The organism is Streptomyces sp. NBC_01788 (genome assembly GCF_035917575.1).
GTDB lineage: Bacteria > Actinomycetota > Actinomycetes > Streptomycetales > Streptomycetaceae > Streptomyces.
Genome location: NZ_CP109090.1, coordinates 201265 through 220000 on the forward strand (window position 1 = coordinate 201265; position 18736 = coordinate 220000).

Genomic DNA, 18736 nt, shown 5'->3' on the forward strand with positions numbered 1-18736 from the left:
TGGTCAGGCCACGTCGTTCTCTCGCTCGATGGCCTTGAGGCGGTTCTTGAGCCGGTAGCTGGGACCGTTGATGCAGATGACCTCCCAGTGGTGGAGGAGTCGGTCGAGGATGGCGGTGGCGAGGACTTCATCGCCAAAGACCTGGCCCCATTGCCGAAGGTTTTGTTCGAGGTCAGGATGATCGAGCCCTTCTCGTAGCGCTTGGAGATCACCTGGAAGACCAGGTTCGCCTCGGCTCGTTCCAGGGGCTGGTAGCCGACTTCATCGACGACGAGGACGCTGGGCCGCAGGTAGGTGCCGAGCTTGTTCGTCAAACGCCCTGCGGCCTCGGCGGCCTTGAGGTTGCGGACCATGTCGTCGAGGCTCGTACAGTAGATCGAGTAGCCGGCCCGGCAGGCCGCGACCGCCAGGGCGACAGCGATGTGTGTCTTGCCGACCCCGGGCGGTCCGAGCAGGGCGGCATTGGCCTTGGCCTCGACGAAGGACAAGGTGGCGAGGTCCTTGACCTTGCGCGGGTCAAGGTCGGGCTGGAAGGAGAAGTCGTACTCGTCCAGCGTCTTGTGGTGCGGCAGCCGTGACAGCCGCAGGCCCTGGCGGAACCGGCGGTCGTCACGCACGGCGAGTTCCTCCGAAAGCACCAGATCGAGGAAGTCGAGATAGCCCATCTTCCCTTCGTCAGCCCGCCGGATGTACTCGTTGATTGTCTCGGTCAGGTGGGGCAGGCCGAGCTTGCCGGCCGTGTTGCGGATGCGGGTGGAGACCAGCTCGCTCAAGACGTTTCCCTCGTGCTCGGACGGGTGGTGAAGGGACGGGTGCCAGTCAGCTCGTCATAGACCGACAGCGGACGGCGGCCGACCTCGATGCGGGTGGCGGCAGCCCTGTTCAGCAGGGCTTGCAGCGGTCCGGCCACCTCGCCCAGAGGACGTTCGCGCCGGGGCTGGGGGACGTCGCCGGTGGTGGTGCGGCGGCCCTTGTCGGTGGGCAGGCCGTCCCAGTGGGTCTCCTCGACGACGCGGACGCCGCGGCCAATCGCCCGAGGGTGTGTGGCCAGCAGCGTCTCGCCATTGGAGTCCGCGGCGGTCGAGTGCAGCATGATCTGTGACTTCGTGGCCCGGATCTCAACCAGTTGGCGGGGGTGGACTCGGCGGGCGGGCACCGAGTAGAGGTTGCCGCCGAAGGCGACCAGGCAGTCCTTGCCGACGGGCCGCAAGGGCACGTCCGGTTCGGCGGGCGGGGACGGGGAAACCGGCACCGGAAACGGTGCACGGCGTCCCGTCCCCGACCCAACACCTCGAACTCGACCGCCGCGGAGCCGAGATGCTGTTCCAAGTTTTGACCGAGAGGGAGGAGAAGAACAGTGTGGCCATCGCCTCGAACGAATCGTTCGGAGGCTGGACGAAGACGTTCACCGACCCGAGGCTCTGCGCGGCCATCGTCGACCGACTCACCTTCAACGGCACCATCATCGAAACCGGCACCGAGTCCTACCGGCTCGCCCGCACGAAGGCCAAGCAGCAAGAACCGCGCAAGCAGTCATAGCGAGCGAGCACGGGACGAGCCCGGGGAAGCAATGTCAAAACCTGTGGCGGGGAGCCGCACCGTCACGCACGAGCCCAGGGCGCAACCGCTGATGATCGTCCGGTGGCGTTTGGTCGATCAAGCGCGGTCGTGGAGCGTGACCTGGTAGCCGTCGGGGTCGGCGAAGGTGAAGGTCCGACCGAAGGGGCCGTCGATCGGTGCGGAGACGATGGTGTGACCGTCGGCGACGAACGCGTCGTGGATGGCCTGGACGTCGGTGGCGTGGAGCCAGATCGCGGCACCGATGCCGGGCTGAGCGACGGATGCGAGGTCGGTGCCGGGAATGACGTCGCGGAGTGCGAACGCGATCGGCTTCGTCTCGAAGACGACGGCGTGCGGAGGTCCGGCCGGCGAGCGGACGAGGCCCAGGTACTGCTCGTAGAACGCCTGTGAAGCGTCGAGGTCACGCACTTGGAGCGAGATGAAGTCGGGGCCGGTGGCGGGCATGATGACGCTCCTTGTTTTCGTGTCAGTTTTCTGACATGCGGCAAACTATGTCAGAATACTGACATGAGTCAAGAAGGTGTCGGCGTCGACCTGGAGACGTCACTGGGCTACCTGCTCAAAGAAGCGTCGAGCGCCCTCCGCGCGGCCATGGAGGAAGTGCTGCGGCCGCTCGGGGTGAGCGTGACGCACTACTCCTGCCTCGAGCTGCTGGCGCAACGACCGGGCTTGTCGAACTCCGAGCTCGCGCGGGGCGCGTTCGTGACACGGCAGACGATGAACGTGCTGCTCCAGGCCCTGGAACGAGACGGCTACGTGACCAGGCCTGCGGAGGCACCCGTCGGGAAGGTGCTTCCCACGCGGCTCACGCCTCGCGGCCGACGAAGCCTCGAGAAGGCGAGCGCAGCCGTCCGGTCCGTCGAGGCCAGAATGCTGGCCGGCCTGACCGAGACCGAGCAGTCGGGCGCGTTCCGGATCCTGCAGAGCATGATCCATTCCCTGCGCGGTGACAACGAAGGTGCATAGCTCGTTCCGCGGCGCACGTCTCGCCGCGCTCGGACAGGAGTGCAGCCGAGCCTGAAATCCGTGTCGGCGACCTCGAAAACCGACAGACCCCGACTACACCCTCTGCTGCGATGAGCCGGCTATGAGCCGGGGCCGACTTGGCCCGGAAGCCGGGGCCACTTCAAGCCGGAATCTCCGCCCAACCGATCTTCGAGTGGAGCCACTTCAAGCCGGAAAAATGGGGCCAACTCAAACCGTTAAGACCGTGTCCTATGTGGGGCTGGGTCGTTGAACTTGGTTATGGGGCGGGGTACGTGGAGTTGGATTGTTCCGGATGGGCTGTGGGAGATCGCGGAGCCGTTGATCCCGCCGTCGAGGGTGCGGCCGCAGGGCGGCGGGACGCAAGACACGCCTGATGAGACGCTGTTCGCGGCGATCATCTACGTGCTGGTCAGCGGGTGTGCCTGGCGGGCGTTGCCGCCGTGCTTCGGGATATCGAAGTCGACCGCGCATCGCCGGTTCCTGATCTGGTCGCGGGCGGGAGTGTGGGGCCGGCTGCACGAGGAGATCCTGCACCGCCTGGACGACGCCGGCCTGCTCGACCTCTCCCGAGCTGTCCTCGACTCTGCCCACGTGCGGGCGAAAAAAGGGGCGAACTCACAGGTCCGAGCCCCGTGGACCGGGGCAAGCAGGGGTCCAAGATGCACGTCCTGTCGGACGCGAACGGACTGCCCCTCCTCGTCGGCGTCTCCGCGGCGAACACCCACGACAGCCACGCCCTGAAGCCGATGATCGTGGGTCTCCAAACGAGACACGACCCCCATCGCGGCCGCTATTTCAAGCCTCGACGCCTCCATGCCGACAAGGCTTACGACATCCCTCACCTGCGGAAATGGTTATGGGGCAAGCACATCGGCGTGCGCATCGCCCGCAAGGGGGTCGAGTCCAGCGAACGGTTGGGGCGCCGACGATGGGTCATCGAGCGGACCATGTCCTGGCTGACCGGCTATCGCAGACTCAACCACCGATACGAACGCTATCCCCGCAACTACCTGGCCTTTCTCGGCCTCGCCGCCGCCCTCTGCTGCTACAAGCGACTCATCCGCCTCACCACATAGGACACGGTCTAAAGCCACGTGCTGTTCGTCGACCGGTGGGAGTGGCTGATCCCGCTGGTCAGCAGCTACGGCCCGGACGTCATCGTCACCGAACCAGAAGAGCTGCGCACGGCGATAGCCGGCCAGCTGCGCCGCACCCTGGCCGTCTACGACACCGCCGCGCCTCCGGGCCCAGCGCCGCCGGACGGACTCCCCGACGACGACTCCCGCCTGAGATCCACCCACGGCCGCCACCCAGGAGCATGACGTGAGCCCCCGCCACCTCAACCACGCCGACACCCTCGAACTGCCCGTCACCGGAGACGGCCCCTTCGACTTCCTCCACACCCTCTGGAAGCCGTCCCACTACGCCACCGGGCTCGAGGCGCACCCCGCCACCCGCTCTTGGCGGACCTTCCGGGCCGGCGACCTCGTCACCGGCGTACGCCTGCACTGCGAAGACCGGCTCGTCATCGCCGACATCTACACCGACGGCGACTACAAGCCCGCTCACCGCGAGCACCTGGTTCGCCGACTGACCGCCTCCTACGGACTGGACGAAGACCTCAGCCAGTTCGCCGAGCTCGCCTCCGCCGTGCCGCACATCCGCGAGCCACTCGAAGCGCTGTCCGGCATGCGGCAGAGCTGCCCCGAAGACCACTTCGAGATCGCGGTGGTCGCCCTGCTCCTGCAGAACGTCACCATCGCCCGCACCACCCAGATGACCCGCAACCTCCTCACCCACCACGGCCAGCTCGTCCACTTCGACGGCATCACGCTCCGGGCCAGGTTCACGCCCGAGGAACTGGCGCACGTCTCCGCCGAGACCTTCAAGGAGCAGGACCGCCTCGGATACCGCGCCAAGACCCTGCCCCACTTCGCCGCCCTTTTTCGTGATCACACCACCGAGGAACTCCAGAGCGCTGGCGACCTCGTGCAGACCTTCCAGCAGATCAAGGGCGTCGGCCCCTACACCGCCGCGATCATGGTCTCCCACGCGTCCCGGAACAGCGACTCCTTCGGCTTGGACGTGTGGAACCGCAAGATCCTCCCCCGTCGGCTCCTCGACGCCGAAGACGCCGCGCCGGAAGCCGTCATCCGCCGCCTGAACAAGCTCTTCCCCAGCCACGCCGGAACCGCCGACCTGTACTTCGTCGAGCACGAGTACCTCAACACCTCCGTCGCGCCACTCCTCGCCCTGGACGGCGTCGACGCCTGGAACGAGGCCCTGGAACGCTCCGCCCCCTGACCTGCCCCCGCCACCGACCCGGCAGCGGCCCGACCGACGCTGCCGTCACAGGCATGCGTCCACGGCCGCAAGGACAAGTCCACGAACGGGTGACACGCCGCGTTCGAGTGCATCGTCCCCGCCCCCGGGCGCGGCCCGGCGCCCACTACCCACCAATAGAACATTCGTCCAATATCTGCCCCCGACCAAGCCGTTACGGACCCCCACGGGGGCGTTCTTAGAGCACCAGTACCCCTCACGCGCCCAGATGGAGGACGCCATGAATCCCGTACTCGCCCTTGCGCATCAGCCTCTCGGATTCGAACAGCGGCGGCCCTCGACTACTCCTCTCGCCCGCCACGCACAGCGGGTTGACGACGTCGCCCACCGCTCAGCACGACCGGATACGAGGTGGACCGCATGAGCGGGCCCACCCATGCAGCGGCGTCCCGCCACGGCGGGACGCAGACGCGTCGGCACGCCCCTTCGTCGCTGTCGCCCGCCACCCACGACGGTGGCTGCCGGGCGCTCAGCCAGCCTGTCCCGGCAGCACGGAACGCGGTCACGGGGAGCCGATCATGACCGATCCGTTGCGCCCGGCCGCACCGAGCGCCCGATCCGTACCGCACGCACGTACCGAGCCCCTGCCGCTCCCTCCGGCATCTGCCCCGCCCTCGCCCGAAGGCGCGGAGCTTGGCGACGAACTCAAGGATGCTTACTGGTCGACCTGGGATGGTGAGGCCTCCCGCACCAGCATGTGGAAGATCTTCGCCAAGCTCCCCGCGATCATCCGCCGTGTGCTGGGGATGGCATGGCGCGCCGACGCACGGGCCACCTCGGCCGTGATCGTCCTGCAGCTGGGTTCGGCGGCGATGGCGGCGTTCGGGCTCCTGGCCTCGATCGGCGTCCTGCAAGCCCTCTTCGCCCAGGGCGCCACCCCAGACCGGATCCGCGCCGCGTTCCCGTCCCTGGCTCTGGTGGCCGGGCTGCTGATGTTCCGTGCCGTGCTCGATGCCGGGGTCGCCTTGTATCAGGCCCGGCTTACACCGAAGATCCGCCGCATTGTCGAGATGGATTTCCTTCGCCTGGCGGCCCATGTGCGGCTTGAGGCCGTTGACGACGCGAACTGGGCGGATGACTCCAACCGCGCCAACGACCGGGGGCTGTACTACGCGCGCCAGTCCATCACCCAGATCATGGAACTCGCGTCCGCGCTCCTCGGCCTCGTCGGTGCCGCCTCTGTTCTGACCCTGCTTCACCCCCTTCTTCTGCCGCTGCTTCTCGCCTCGGTGATTCCGCAGGGGCTCGCCTCGGTGCGCTCCGCACGCATGCGGTTCCTCAGCCAGGTCCGCTACAGCACCCTCCAGCGGCGCGTGCGGCTGTTCACCTGGCTGCTGCTGGACCGGGACGCTGCCGCGGAGCTGCGCTCCTCGACCGCGCAGCCGGCGTTGCTGGGTGAGCACGAGCGCATCGCCCGGCGGATCGAGGAGGAGGACACCGGGCTGGGGCGGGCCGAGGCGCGCACGGCACTGTTCGGCCGAGCAGTCGGCGGTGTGGCCACCGGCCTGACCTACGCCGCGCTCGCCTGGATGCCGATCGTGGGCTGGCTGCCGCTGGCTTCCGGCGGCGGCGCCGTTCTGGCGATCCGGGCCAGCCAGGGCACCCTGACCCGGATCGTCCTCGCGACGCACTACGTGTACGAGCATGCCCTGTGGGTGTCGGACCTGTACACCTTCCTGGAGAAGTGCCGCACGTTGCTCCCACGCCGCACCGGGCTCGCCGCACCCGGCCAGGTCAAGACGATCAACATCGAGAACGTCGCCTACACCTACCCCGACGGGAAGAGGCCCGCGCTGAACGGCGTGTCCCTGGAACTGATCGCAGGCTCCACCGTCGCTTTTGTGGGGGCGAACGGCTCGGGCAAGTCCACGATGTCCAAACTGATCGCCGGGTTGTATGAGCCGACGGCCGGCAGCATCACCTGGGACGGCACCGACGTGTTGACGATGGACGCCGAAAACGTGCAGGCCCAGGTAGCCATGGTCCTCCAGGACCCAGTGGAGTGGCCGCTCTCGGCCCTCGCGAACATCACCATCTCCACCGGGACGATCACGCAGGCCGATCCGGAGCGGGCACACGAGGCCGCGACGGCGTCCGGTGCTGACCGGAGCTGGGCCGCATCGTGCTCGACCCGCGCACGGTTCTCGCTGCCCCCAACTGGCCCGCGGGCATGGCCGCAGCCGTCGCTGCCTACCGGGAGGCCAACCCGGCCATGTCGACGGAAGACCTGCTGACGGTGCCACGGGTAGCGGCCGACTATCTGGCCTGCTCGACATATCCCCTATCCGAGCCGCTCGACGACCCGTCCGCGGTCACCTCTCAACTGGAGGCGTACGGGCGGGACCGGCATCAGGCGCAGCGTGTGCTGTGGGAGCGCCTGACGGAAGCCGAGGAGTTGCTCCATGACCTCCTCCACTGACCCCACCTTCGCCGGCGCGCGGACGTCGCTGTGGCGACACCGCGACTTCCGGCGCTACCTGACCGGGCAGGCAGCCAGTGTGACCGGCAACTCGATCAGCACCATGGTGATCCCCGTGCTGGCGGTGCTCGAACTGGACGCGACCACCGCCGAGGTCGCCTGGTTGACGTTCCTGGGCCAACTGCCTCCCGCACTGCTGGCCTTGCACGCCGGGGCCCTCGCCGACCGCCACTCCAAGCGGAAGCAGATGATCACCGGCGACCTGGTCAGCGCCGCGGCGCTGGCCAGTGTGCCGGTGGCGGCCGCGCTGGGCCGGCTGTCCCTGACCCAGCTGATGGCGGTCGCGGCCGTGCAGGGTGCGGCGGGGGTGCTGCACGATGCCGCCGCGATCAGTCTTCTGCCCGGCCTGGTCGACCGGTCCCTGCTCCAGCGGAGCAACAGCCGCATCGGCGGGCTCTTCGCCGTCGCCGCCACCGCGGGCAGCAACCTCGGCGCCGCCCTGACCGCGCTCCTCGGCCCGGCCCGAGCGCTTCTCGGGGACGTCCTGTCCTACCTCGTCAGCGCCTGGTGCACCGCCCGCATCCAAGCCCTCGAAAGCCCCCGGCCGGCAGCGGAAGAGCGCCGGCTGCACACCGAGATCGGTGAGGGCCTGCGCTATGTGCATGGCGACCACCGGCTGCGCACCCTGACCCTCGTCAACGCCACGACGTCGTTCGCGCTGGCGCTCCTCAATACCTTATGGGCGCTGTACTTGCTCCGGTCCCTCGCCCTGGGCCCGACCGCGTTCGGCGTGGTCCTGGGTACCGGAGCCCTGGGCGCGGCGGCGGGTGCTCTGGCCGCCCCGTCGCTCGCGGCGCGGTACGGGCCCGGGCCGATGATGCTCGCCGCGCTCGCGATCACTCCGCTCACCCAGGTCCCCCTGCTCCTCGCCTCCTCGGGCCTGGTCTGGCAGTTCGCCATCGGTGCCGCCCTGTTCCTTCAGCTGGCTTGCGCCGGGGCGGCGGGGACGACCCAGCGCACCATTCGCCAGGTCGTCACCGCCGACGGCATGCAGGCCCGGATGCAGGCCGTGAGTACCTGGCTCACCTCCGGTGCCCGCCCGGTGGCCGCGCTCCTCGCCGGCGGGCTCGGCACGTGGATCGGGCTGCGCCCCACCCTGGTTGCCGGTACCTGCCTCCTCGTCGTCCCCCTCGTGGTTCTCTACCGCTCCCCGCTGCGCAGCCTGCTGGACATGCCCGGCTCACCCGCCGTCGCTTCTCCTTCAGCCGAGGCCATCCCACCTCCGACGCCGTCAGGGCCGATCGTCCCGAATCCCGCAGTCGCCGTGGATGTGCGGCACGACCGCTCTTCGGAAGGTGGCCCGTGAGCACGAACCCGGACACGACCCCTGGCCCGGAGCCGTCATCGGCGGCCCCGCCGTCGGGCGCGCCCCTCCTGCTCAGCACCTACTCCCTGCCCTTCAACGTCCGAGGTGATCACGTGCCGCCCTCCCGCTCTCATATCCGCGCGACCGTCGAGGCCTATCTCAGCCGGCATGCCGAGGAACGGGACGCTCTGGAGGGGTTGCTGGCTGTCCTGGACGGCACCGGGGAGCCGTCGAGCCGGGCCACGCTGCCCAGTCACGTCACCTGCAGCGCGGTGGTCATCGACCGCGACCGTCAGGTGCTCCACATCGGACATCGGGTGACAGGGCTGCTTCTCGCTCCAGGCGGCCACGTTGAGGCGGGTGACCGTACGCTCCTGGCCGCGGCCGTGCGGGAGGTGTGCGAAGAGGCCGGGCTGCGTCCCGGCGACCTGTGTCTGACTCCGCAGTTCCTCGAAGAGCCGATCGACGTGGACGTCCATGACATCGACGCCAATGCGGCCAAAGGCGAGCCCGCTCACCAGCACTTCGACTTCCGCTTCGCGTTCTACCTCACCGCCGAGCAACCGCCCGCGCTCGCTCTCCAGGACGAGGAAGTCGCCGGGGCCCAGTGGCTCCCGTACGCCGATGTGCGGTCCCCGACGCTACGGGCCAAGCTCCTGGCCGCCGAGGCGGACGGCCTCGATGGGCGCCCGGAGCCCGTCAACGCGAGCGCCTTGATCCATGACGGGGCCGGTCGGTATCTCCTTCATCTTCGGGATGACCGGGAGGGCATCTGGGAGCCCTGGGTGCTGGCCCTCCTCGGTGGCGGCCATACGAGGGACGAGGACGATGCCTGTCTTGAGGCGACGCTGCGCCGCGAGCTTGCCGAGGAGGTGCCGGGCCTGGAGCCCACCGATCTGGTGCCGTTCGCCGTGGAGGCGGCGACGATCGTCGACGGCCTGGCGGTGCCCATCAGCGTCTACGCCGGGCGCTGGAGCGGTGATGCCGCGGCGGTGGAACTCCGGGAGGGAGTCCTGCTGACGTGGTGCACCGTGGACATGCTCGACCGGCTGCGCCTGAGTCCCGGGCTCGGGGAGCTGATCCGGCGCCACGCGGCCGAGCACCCCGCGGCGAAGGAACTGCCGGACGGCACCGGCCCGCTGGCCGACGAGGCTCCGCCGGGAACCGAGCTGCACATCGTCGGCGTTCACCTCCATCTCCAGGACGACCAGGGCCGCATCCTCCTCGGCCTGCGCCACCCGGACTCCACGTATGCGCCGGACACCTGGCACTTCCTGGCCGGCCACTGCGAGCGGGAAACGGCGATCGACTGCCTGTTTCGGGAAGCAAAGGAGGAAGCGGGCCTCACCATCGCGCCCGAGGACGTCGATCTCGTCCACACGGTGCACCACGTCGACTCCCCCGATGCCCGGCCGAGGATCGCGCTCGTCTTCCAGGCCCGCTCCTGGACCGGCGACCCGGAGGTCCTGGAGCCCGATCGGTGCGTGGAGTGGCGGTGGTGGAGGCCGCAGAACCTGCCGGAAGCAGTCGTGCCGTACACCCGCCGGGCGATCGACGGGATCCTTGGGGGGCGTCCGTACTCCGAGCAGGGCTGGGGCGAACGATGAGCGCTCTGGACACCTGTCCCGCCGGTGAACAGGCGCCGGAGCGGACCGCCGGCCCGATCGGCGGGGGCGCGCCGACGGATGCGGAAGCGGATCCGGCAGCCGCGCGGGCGGTGATGGTCGCCCGGCTCGAGGAGGAAGGGTCTCTGGGGCCGGGCCCGGTCCGCGACGCTCTCCTCGCGCTGCCCCGCGAACTGCTGATGCCGCAGGCGTACGTACGGCGCAGCGGGCCGGGAAAGGAGTTGCCGCGGTGGGATCTGCTGGACTGGTCGGCGCCGCTGGACCGCCCCGAGATGCTCGGGCTGCTGTACGGCGGGGCCAGTGTGCTCGTCCAGCACGATGGGGAGCCGCTGCTGGGCCGGGCGCGCGGGACGCGGGCGGGGGCGTCGATCACGTCGATGTCGACGGTGATGGGTTTGACCGTCGAGCTGCTGGAGGAGCTGGATCTGCGCCCGGGTCTGCGGGTGCTGGACGTCGGAACGGGCGCGGGGGTGACCGCCGCGGTGGCCTGCCAGGTCTGCGGCGACCAGGGGGTGGCCACCCTCGATCGGGACCGGCACCTCACCGCCGCGGCCGCCGCCCGCCTGGCCGATCTCGGCTTCCGGCCGCAGGTGGTGTGCGGTTCGGGCGAACAGGGCGTCCCAGGCCGGGAGTTCGACCGTATCTTCGTGTCGTACACGGTGGAGTGCGTACCGACGGCCCTGGTCGAGCAACTCGCGCCAGGCGGCAAACTGCTGGCGCACGTGACCAGCGCGTCCCCGTCGTGGCCCGGCCTCGCCGTCGTCCGGCGCACCTCAGACGGGCATGTTACGGCGGAGCTGCGGGCCGTGGAGTTCGCCCACCGTGCCGGGCACGGCATGGCGCGGATCTGGCTCGGCGAGGAGTTCCGGCAGCGCATGGCCGCCGAGCCCGGTGCGTGGACCCAGCGGAGCAAGCTGGCGCCGCCCGCGGACAGCGACCGCGGATTCTGGCTGGCGGCCGACCATCTCCTCGGAGGTCTGGTGCGGGACTTCGGCGCTGAGCACCTGGCGATCGGCGCACCCAGCTGCGGATCCTGGATGCGCGCGGAGCCGGTGGGCCACCGGCGCTGGAACGTCGCCGCCCAAGGGCCGCGGGACATCTGGAAAGAGATCCAGGACCTCGCCGACCGGTGGCGGGCCGCACGCTCCCCCGACCGCTACCGCCTCTACTTCGACGCGGACGGCGGGCAGCGCGCCGCGTCCGAGTGCGGACGCCTGTCCTGGCACCTGCCCGCCCCCCACCCGCTCGATGAGGGAGCCACCTCGTGACCTACCCCGACGGGCCCCTTCCGGGCCTTGCACCGGAGCAGGAGACCATGTTCGAGGGCGCGGCGTTGACCTACGCCCGCCACCGCCCCGGCCTGCCGGACGCGGCGGTGCGCCTGCTCGCCGACACGCTGCGGGGCCGGCCGTCCCCGGTCCTGCTCGACCTGGGCACCGGAACCGGGCAGGTGCCCTTCGCGCTCCTGTCCGCCGGCGGTGACCTGACGCACATCGAAGCGGTCGACGTCAGCCCGCAGATGCTGCATCAGGCCAGGCAAGCCCTCACTCCCGTGCTCGGCCGCTGCACCCTCACCCTGGTCCACGCGGCGGCCGACGCCTACGAGCCGCTCGCGACGCTGCCGGGCGAACCGGATTCCGGCCCGGACCTGATCACCTTCTGCCGGTCCTACCACTGGATGAACGGTGAGGCGGTCCTGGAGATGGCCGACCGGGTCGCCACACCGGGCGCCGCAGTAGCGATCATGGGCGACGGGAGCCTGTGGACCCACGACGCCGACTGGACCCGTGCGCTGCGCGAATTGATCCAGCGCTACCTGGGCGCCGAGCGCCGGGCGGGCGCCCACCGTTCCTACGCCGAGCCCAGCCGCTCGTACGAAGAGGACCTCGCCGCCTCGGCGTTCAACGACGTCACCGAACACCTCTTCCCCGTGACCCGCACCTGGGCGCCGCACGAGGTGCTCGGCTACCTGCACACCACATCCTTCGCCGCTCCTGAGCTCTTCACAGAGCGGCACCAGGCGTTCGAGGACGAGGCCCTCGCCCTTCTCCACACGCACGCGGTGGACGGGGCTCTGGTCGAGGAAGCGACGTTCAGGGTTCTGCTCGCCCGGCGTCCGGAGGGAGCGCGGTGAGCGGCGGGCAGCGGCACACCGAGCCGGTGGACGTCCACCTGATCCTGCGCCGGGAGACCGCCGACGGGCCACAGGTGCTGCTGTCCCGGCGGGCCGGGCAGGTGTACGCCGCCGGCCTGTGGCACCTGCCGTCGGGGCATCTGGACGGTCCGCACGAGGACGTGGTCACCGCCCTGATCCGCGAGGCGCGGGAGGAGACCGGTGTCGTCATCGACCCGGCCGACGTGCGGGCCGCCGCGACCGTGCACCACCGCAGCCCCGGAGGCGCCTCTCGTACCGGGCTCTTCTTCGAGGTCCAGCGGTGGAAGGGCGAGCCCGAGATCGCCGAGCCGGACGTCTGCGACGCGATGGACTGGGCGCCCCTTCACGCCCTGCCCGCCCAGATGGTGGCGTACTGCCGTGCGGGCCTGGACGCTTACAGCGCCGGCGCGCGGCTCGCCGTGCACTTCCAACTGCCCGGCGACACCATCGCCTTCGCCCCCTGCGCTGACCGGCTGCGCATCGTGCCGGACGTGACCGGCCAGGCGTCCGGCGCCCGTCCCGACGCTGCGGTCGTGGAGTTCGCGGAGCGGGCAGTCGGCCGGATCGCGCAGTGGACGGATACGTCGTGGGCGCGCGAGGAGAGCCGGGTGTGGCGGGTCCACGGCGTCCAGGGCGGCACCTGGTACGTGAAGGTCCACCACAACGAGCGATTCCACGGCAGGGAAGTGCGGGGGCTACGAACGTGGGCGCGGGAGCTGGGGGCGGCCGCGCCGCGGCCGGTCGCCGCCGACGAGACCCTGCGGGCGGTGGTCCTCACCGCGGTGCCGGGCCGCCCCCTGCACGGCGCTGTTCTGGCACCGGAGCGGGAGAGGGCGGTCTTCCAACGGATCGGCGCGCTGGCCCGCCGCATCCACCATGCCTCTCCCCCACGGCCCGCTCCTGCCGGCAGCGGCCCGGCCGTGGCCAAGACCGACCGGCACCTGGCCGGGGCGCGGTCTCATCTGCTCCCGGGCGATGAGGAGTTCGTCCGCGAGCTCGTCCGGCAGGCCAAGGACCTGCCACCGCTGGAGTGGGTGGAGACCCACGGCGATTTCCAGCTCCGCAACATCCTCTCCACCCCTGACGCCGCCGACGAGACGGACGACCTTGAGGTCGTCGTGGCGGTGATCGACCTCGAGCGCAGTGAGCCGGGACCGGCCGTACGGGATCTGGTCCGCCTGTCCGACGCCTGGGCCGGCCGCCCGGACCTGTTCGAGGCGTTTCTGGCCGGGTACGGCAGGCCCCTGACCGCCGCCGAACAGGCCCGCCTCGTCATCGACGCAGCACTCGATTCCGTGAGCGGGATCGCCTACGGCGCCGCCCACGGTGACCCCGAGCTGGTCGAACGCGGGCGGACCCTGGCCCGCCTGCGCGCCGAGCACCGCGCAGCCCTCTCACCGACAGGAGATGCCCCGTGAACGCCGACACGGCCCCCACTACCGCGGCCGAGCCGCGCGACGCCGCCGGACGGCCGCGGGTCCGCGCGGCAACCCCCGCTGACGCCGAAGCCATCACCCGGATGCGCTCCGAACATGTCCTGTCCGCACCGTTCACCGAGGACTGGGTCCGGCAGTGCACGGACGAGCTGGCACCACGGCTCACGCCGGAGGGAGACGCCTGGGCCTTCGTCGTCGACGCCCCGGACGGCACGATGGCCGCCTGCGCCCTCGGCCTGATCCACCCCGTGCTCCCGGCCCCGGCCTACCCCCGAGACCGGGCCGCCCGTGTGCAGCTGGTCGCCACGCACCTGGACCACCGGCGCCGCGATTACGCCCGGGCCGTCGTCTCCACACTCCTCGACCGCCTGGCCGACGTCGAGGACGTCACGCTGTTCGAGCTGCACACCAGCCCGGAGGCCGCTCCCCTTTACCGGGAGCTCGGCTTCAGCGGCAGCCCGGCACTGATGCGGATGACCCGCCACCGCCAGCTCGATGGTGCCGTGCCCGGTGCGCAGCCGGACTCGACGTGGGTGCCGCCGCAGCAGTACGCCGACTCACTGCCCCAGGCGGCCGCGTACGTGTGCCTCTACGTCACCGACGAGGACGACCGGCCGCTCCAGCTCCACTCCGTCTACTCCCCTGGCCACCCTTGGCACATGATCGGCGGCGCGATGGATCTGGGCGAGCGGCCCTGGGACGCGGTGGTGCGCGAGTGCCGGGAAGAGACCGGCATGACCGCCGCGGGCCCGCCCCGGCTGCTTGCCACGGTGTACGGGCAGCCCCGGGAGAGGCGTCCATACAGCACTCTGCAGCTGATCTTCGACGGCGGTCGCCTCACCGCTGAACAGATCCGGGGCATCACCCTTAATCCGCGCGAGCACGACGAGGCCCGCGTCCTGCCCTTGGCCGAGTGGGAGGCCTTGATGCCGGCCCGCGATTTCGTGCGGTTGCGCGCCGTGGAGGAGGCCCGCCGCACCGGCGTGGCCGCATACGTCGACACCTGGGGGAACGCATGAGCGCCAGCAGCATCGTCTTGATGTCCGACCGGAGAGTCGCCACGATCCCCGTCCAAGAGCGCGGCGAGGCCCTCCTCGACGCCCGCGTGCACGGCCTGAGGGTCGACGACCGCAAACAGGACGCTGCGGGCGCCTGGGCCCACGTACGTCAGGGCGTGCTCACGCGGCTCCAGCAGGCGCAATCGCTGCTCCCCGGCGGTGTGCAGCTGCTGTTCATCGAGGGCTACCGGCCCCCATCCCTGCAGCGCCGGTACTTCGAGGAGTACTCCGACGAGCTCGCGCGCGCCCATCCGGACTGGCAGGCCGCCGCGATCCGGGAGACCGCCAGCCGCTTCGTATCGCCTCCGGAGATCGCGCCGCACTCCGCCGGCGCAGCCGTCGACGTGACCCTGATCGACCACCAGGGCCGCGAACTGGACATGGGTACCCGGGTCAATGCGTCGCCGGAGCAATCTTCCGGCGCCTGCTACATCGACGCCCCCGACCTGAGCGCCCGGGCCCGCTCGAACCGGGCCACCCTGGGCGGCGCGCTGTCCACCGCGGGCTTGATCAACTACGGCATGGAGTGGTGGCACTGGTCGTTCGGCGACCGGTACTGGGCGCTGCAGACCCAGCAGCCGGCCGCCCTCTACGGCCCCGTCGAACTGCCCTGACACCGCCTTTCACGAACGAGGAGCGACCTGTGGGATACACCCGGACTGACTGGTCCGAGCACTACAACGAGGGGCGAGGCTTCCGGCAGCTCGGTGACCAGGAGAAGGGCCTACTCGTCGAGCACGCCCCGGCCCCCGATGGCGGCCGCGCGCTCGACATCGGCTGTGGCACGGGCGAGTTGTCCGTCTACCTCATCTCGCTCGGCTACACCGTCGACGGAGCGGACTTCGCCGAAGGCACGCTCGAGCGGGCTCGCGCGGAGCACGCCGAGGTAGAGGGGGTGCGCTGGCTGAGCCTGGATGTCGAGCTCGGCGACCTGGCCGACCTCGCCGAGGACGGCTACGACCTGATCGTCCTACGGCTGTCCATCGCGTTCATCCGCGATCGCGCACGTGTCCTTCGCGCTCTGGCCGCGCGGCTGCGCGAGGGCGGGGCGCTCGTCATCATCACGCCGATCGTGGAGAACACCCCGGAAGAGCGGCGCCACATCGCCCTGGACGAGAAGGAACTCGCCTCGCTCACCGACGGGTTCGAGCACGTCGAGCAGTTCGACGCGGAGGGCCTGGCGGTGCTGGTCCTGCGCGGACCGGCCGGATCGTTCAGCGCGGAGGAGAAGGGGCGGCCCGAGCCGCAGGCCGTCTTCGGTGCCGCAGTGGTGGTCACCGACGCCTTCGGCCGGGTCCTGCTGGGCCGCTCCACCCGGGGCATGTGGGAGCTGCCCGGCGGCCGTATCGAGACTGGCGAGGCCGCATCAGCGGCCGCCGCGCGGGAGCTGACCGAGGAGACCGGGCTGACGGCACGCGTGGACGACGCTCACGTCATCACCGTGCTGCACGACGATCGCCTGGACGTACGCCGCGTCACCGCCGTGGTCCGCGTCTCCCGCTGGGGCGGTGAACTCGCTCTGCCCGAGCCACACCGCTTCGTACGCTGGGAGTTCCACGACCTGAACACCCTGGCGACCCTCGGGAAGATCTTCGCGCCCAGCGCACAGGCCCTGACCGCAGTGTGGCCCGGGGTGCTGGCGGGCCTCCCGCCTGTCCACTCCTACCCGTGCTCCCCCGCCGTCCCGCCGGTGCCCGGAGAGCCGGCCGAGGCGGTCCGGCTGCGCGAGCGGATGGCGGACATCGTGATCAGCAAGGGCTGGGCGCCCTCGTCGCGGGTCCAAGCCGCGTTGCGCGAGGTGCCCCGGCACCGGTTCGTCCCCGAGACCCGGCTGGAGACGGCCTACCACGACGACCTCGCCGTGGTGACGGTCCGGGAGTCACCCCAGACCGCTCTCAGCTCCGTCTCCGCGACCTGGCTGCAGGCCGACATGATCGAGCAACTCCGGCTGGAGCCGGGGATGACCGTGCTGGAGGTCGGCTCCGGCGGATACGACGCGGAACTCCTGGCGCACGTCCTGGGAGAGCGCGGCCGGGTGGTGACTGTGGACGTCGACCCGTACGTGGTGCACCGAACACAACGGCTGTGCGCCGAGGCCGGCAGCGGCCGGGTCACCGCCGTCCTCGGCGACGGCGGACTCGGCGCGCCGGGACACGTCCCGGCCGACGGGTTCGACGGGATCGTGATCACGCACAACGCGTCCGACATCGCACCCGCATGGCGAGAGCAGCTCGCCGAAGGGGCCCGGCTGGTCGTGCCGCTGGAGATGGGCGGCTACACCCGCTCCCTCACCCTGGTCCGGCGCGGCGACGTGCTGCACTGCGAGCACTGGACGTACTGCGGGTTCGTACGAGACCGCGGCGCTGCCGCCCGTACTGCCCCCGCCGTCCCTCTGGCCGACGGCATGGTCACGGTGCGGTGGGAGGATGGGACGCCCTGCGACACCGCTGGTCTCGACGAGGCTCTGCGCGGGCCCCGGCACGAGCGCTCCACGGGCCTCGTCGTGCAGGGGATCTTCAACTTCGAGACCTTGCAGGTCTATGCCGCGACAACCCTGGCAGGGTTCTGCCGCCTGTCCGCGCCGGAGGGATCCCAGCTCGTGGAGCAGCAGGACGCGGCCGCGATCCTGGCGGACGGCTCGCTCGCCTACCTGACCTACCGGAAGGTCAAGGACGCCCCGGAGCCGGCCGACCGCATGACGGAGTTCTTCATCCACGCCTACGGCCCAGTAGCCGAAGAGGTGGCGGAGCGCTTCGCGGAGTGCGTGCGCGTCTGGGACCGCGAGGTGCGCAAGAGCGGCTACCCGCCGATGACCGTCCACCCGGCCGCAACGCCCGACGACCAGTTGCCGCCCGGCGACGTGCTCGACAAGCCCAGCGCACGGCTTGTCCTCCAATGGCCGGACCGGACCCCCGCCGACGCGCTGGGCCTCTCGACCGCAGGGGGACAGCGTGCCTGACTCCGACGAGCTGGCCCCCGAGAAGGCGGCGACCTCCACGATGCCGTCCCTGCTCGGCGTGTTCGCCCATCCTGACGACGAGAGCCTCCTCGCCGGCGGTGTCCTTGCCCAGCACGCTGCTGCGCACGCGCGCACCGCTGTCGTCACCATGACGTGGGCGCCCGACAGCCCGCGGGCTCCCGAACTCGCCGACGCCTTGCGAGCGCTCGGCGCGGGCGCAACCCGCAGGCGGCTCCCGGCCGTCCCCGGCTCGTCGACGCACCGCTCGACGAGGTGGTCGCCGCCTTGGTCCAGCAGATCCGCTCGTTCCGCCCCGACATCGTGGTCACGCACGACGCCCTGGGCCAGCTGACCGGTCACCCGGACCACCGCCGTACCCACCAGGCCGCTCTCCTCGCCGTTCAGGACGCGGGGCTCGCGCATCTTCACCGCAAGGCCGGTGAGCCTTGGCAACCGCGCGCCGTGTACTGCGCCACGCACCCCGAGTCCGGTATCGGCGAGCTCGGGCCGCTTCTGGAGGCCGTCGGCAAAGCCGTGCTCGCGGTGCCGGACGCATACGCCACCACCACCGTTGACGTCACCCCGTGGCTGGAACAGAAGTGGGCAGCGGTCCTCGCGCACCGCGGGGAAGTCGCCCGCGAACGGCCACTGCCCGGCATCCTCGCCCGCCTGCCCGAGGAGAGCCGGCGCGGCATCATCGCGACCGAGTACTTCACCCGGCTCGCGACCGGGCCACTCCCCATCGGCTCACTGCCTGACGACGGTCAACCGCCTCACTCTTCCCCGGGCTCGACCGGCCCCTTCTGA

At 70.6% G+C, this 18736-nt stretch carries 16 protein-coding genes and 3 pseudogenes; 16 read left to right on the forward strand and 3 right to left on the reverse strand.

Annotated features, from left to right (window positions below):
• Positions 1-3 precede the first annotated feature (3 nt).
• Positions 4-773, reverse strand: a pseudogene (gene istB / locus OIE49_RS01015) (IS21-like element helper ATPase IstB).
• Entirely contained in the window at positions 770-1252 is a 483-nt protein-coding gene (locus OIE49_RS01020; protein ID WP_442812188.1) for a Mu transposase domain-containing protein, read from the reverse strand. The pseudogene istB and the gene OIE49_RS01020 overlap by 4 nt, the downstream one beginning before the upstream one ends.
• Before the next feature lie 35 nt (positions 1253-1287).
• Here OIE49_RS01020 and OIE49_RS01025 point away from each other — a divergent pair.
• Positions 1288-1539, forward strand: a pseudogene (locus OIE49_RS01025) (ATP-binding protein); the annotation flags it as partial.
• Positions 1540-1656: 117 nt separating this feature from the next.
• Here the strand turns inward: OIE49_RS01025 and OIE49_RS01030 are convergent.
• The gene (locus OIE49_RS01030) at positions 1657-2025 is read right to left on the reverse strand and encodes a VOC family protein (RefSeq protein ID WP_326800622.1); all 369 of its coding nucleotides are present in this window, start codon (positions 2023-2025) and stop codon (positions 1657-1659) included.
• 63 nt (positions 2026-2088) lie between these two features.
• On the opposite strand from OIE49_RS01030, the gene OIE49_RS01035 reads away from it, so the two are divergent.
• The 15 genes and pseudogenes from OIE49_RS01035 to OIE49_RS01105 all read left to right on the forward strand — a co-directional run bounded on the left by OIE49_RS01035 (position 2089) and on the right by OIE49_RS01105 (position 18736).
• Positions 2089-2547 carry a MarR family winged helix-turn-helix transcriptional regulator gene (locus OIE49_RS01035; RefSeq protein ID WP_326800623.1) on the forward strand — a complete coding sequence of 153 codons (459 nt, stop codon included), beginning with the start codon at positions 2089-2091 and terminating at the stop codon, positions 2545-2547.
• Positions 2548-2826: 279 nt separating this feature from the next.
• Positions 2827-3644, forward strand: a protein-coding gene (locus OIE49_RS01040) for an IS5 family transposase (protein ID WP_326800624.1) whose coding sequence is annotated in 2 segments (ribosomal slippage) — positions 2827-3175 and positions 3175-3644 — 819 coding nt in all. Because the reading frame shifts where the segments join, the coding sequence is not laid out codon by codon here.
• Between the two features lie 18 nt (positions 3645-3662).
• Positions 3663-3890: a WYL domain-containing protein gene (locus OIE49_RS01045; protein ID WP_326800625.1), complete on the forward strand. Its 228-nt coding sequence runs from the start codon at positions 3663-3665 to the stop codon at positions 3888-3890.
• Between the two features lies 1 nt (position 3891).
• Positions 3892-4872, forward strand: a complete 981-nt coding sequence (locus OIE49_RS01050; RefSeq protein WP_326800626.1) for a hypothetical protein — start codon at positions 3892-3894, stop codon at positions 4870-4872.
• 557 nt (positions 4873-5429) lie between these two features.
• On the forward strand, positions 5430-7145 hold the full coding sequence (locus OIE49_RS01055; RefSeq protein ID WP_326800627.1) for an ABC transporter ATP-binding protein: 1716 nt from the start codon (positions 5430-5432) through the stop codon (positions 7143-7145).
• On the forward strand, positions 7124-7330 hold the full coding sequence (locus OIE49_RS01060; RefSeq protein WP_326800628.1) for a hypothetical protein: 207 nt from the start codon (positions 7124-7126) through the stop codon (positions 7328-7330). The genes OIE49_RS01055 and OIE49_RS01060 overlap by 22 nt, the downstream gene beginning before the upstream one ends.
• Positions 7314-8696 carry an MFS transporter gene (locus tag OIE49_RS01065; RefSeq protein ID WP_326800629.1) on the forward strand — a complete coding sequence of 461 codons (1383 nt, stop codon included), beginning with the start codon at positions 7314-7316 and terminating at the stop codon, positions 8694-8696. Before OIE49_RS01060 ends, OIE49_RS01065 begins: the two co-directional genes overlap by 17 nt.
• Positions 8693-10303: an NUDIX domain-containing protein gene (locus tag OIE49_RS01070; RefSeq protein WP_326800630.1), complete on the forward strand. Its 1611-nt coding sequence runs from the start codon at positions 8693-8695 to the stop codon at positions 10301-10303. Before OIE49_RS01065 ends, OIE49_RS01070 begins: the two co-directional genes overlap by 4 nt.
• Entirely contained in the window at positions 10300-11589 is a 1290-nt protein-coding gene (locus OIE49_RS01075; protein WP_326800631.1) for a protein-L-isoaspartate O-methyltransferase family protein, read from the forward strand. Before OIE49_RS01070 ends, OIE49_RS01075 begins: the two co-directional genes overlap by 4 nt.
• Entirely contained in the window at positions 11586-12455 is an 870-nt protein-coding gene (locus tag OIE49_RS01080) for a class I SAM-dependent methyltransferase (protein ID WP_326800632.1), read from the forward strand. Before OIE49_RS01075 ends, OIE49_RS01080 begins: the two co-directional genes overlap by 4 nt.
• The gene (locus OIE49_RS01085; RefSeq protein WP_326800633.1) at positions 12452-13894 is read left to right on the forward strand and encodes a phosphotransferase; all 1443 of its coding nucleotides are present in this window, start codon (positions 12452-12454) and stop codon (positions 13892-13894) included. Before OIE49_RS01080 ends, OIE49_RS01085 begins: the two co-directional genes overlap by 4 nt.
• Positions 13891-14931 carry a GNAT family N-acetyltransferase gene (locus OIE49_RS01090; RefSeq protein WP_326800634.1) on the forward strand — a complete coding sequence of 347 codons (1041 nt, stop codon included), beginning with the start codon at positions 13891-13893 and terminating at the stop codon, positions 14929-14931. Before OIE49_RS01085 ends, OIE49_RS01090 begins: the two co-directional genes overlap by 4 nt.
• A 20-nt stretch (positions 14932-14951) precedes the next feature.
• Complete coding sequence (locus OIE49_RS01095) at positions 14952-15584, forward strand: M15 family metallopeptidase (protein ID WP_326800635.1); 633 nt, start codon at positions 14952-14954, stop codon at positions 15582-15584.
• Between the two features lie 29 nt (positions 15585-15613).
• Positions 15614-17929 carry a methyltransferase, FxLD system gene (fxlM, locus tag OIE49_RS01100; protein WP_326800636.1) on the forward strand — a complete coding sequence of 772 codons (2316 nt, stop codon included), beginning with the start codon at positions 15614-15616 and terminating at the stop codon, positions 17927-17929.
• Positions 17930-17969: 40 nt separating this feature from the next.
• Positions 17970-18736 (forward strand): annotated as a pseudogene (locus OIE49_RS01105) (PIG-L deacetylase family protein).

Excerpts from the sequence above, each read along its gene's own strand:
- OIE49_RS01030 (WP_326800622.1), bottom strand. The coding sequence starts at position 2,025 with ATGCCCGCCACCGGCCCCGACTTCATCTCGCTCCAAGTGCGTGACCTC.
- OIE49_RS01035 (WP_326800623.1), top strand. The coding sequence starts at position 2,089 with ATGAGTCAAGAAGGTGTCGGCGTCGACCTGGAGACGTCACTGGGCTAC.
- OIE49_RS01055 (WP_326800627.1), top strand. The coding sequence starts at position 5,430 with ATGACCGATCCGTTGCGCCCGGCCGCACCGAGCGCCCGATCCGTACCG.
- OIE49_RS01060 (WP_326800628.1), top strand. The coding sequence starts at position 7,124 with ATGTCGACGGAAGACCTGCTGACGGTGCCACGGGTAGCGGCCGACTAT.
- OIE49_RS01065 (WP_326800629.1), top strand. The coding sequence starts at position 7,314 with ATGACCTCCTCCACTGACCCCACCTTCGCCGGCGCGCGGACGTCGCTG.
- OIE49_RS01075 (WP_326800631.1), top strand. The coding sequence starts at position 10,300 with ATGAGCGCTCTGGACACCTGTCCCGCCGGTGAACAGGCGCCGGAGCGG.
- OIE49_RS01095 (WP_326800635.1), top strand. The coding sequence starts at position 14,952 with ATGTCCGACCGGAGAGTCGCCACGATCCCCGTCCAAGAGCGCGGCGAG.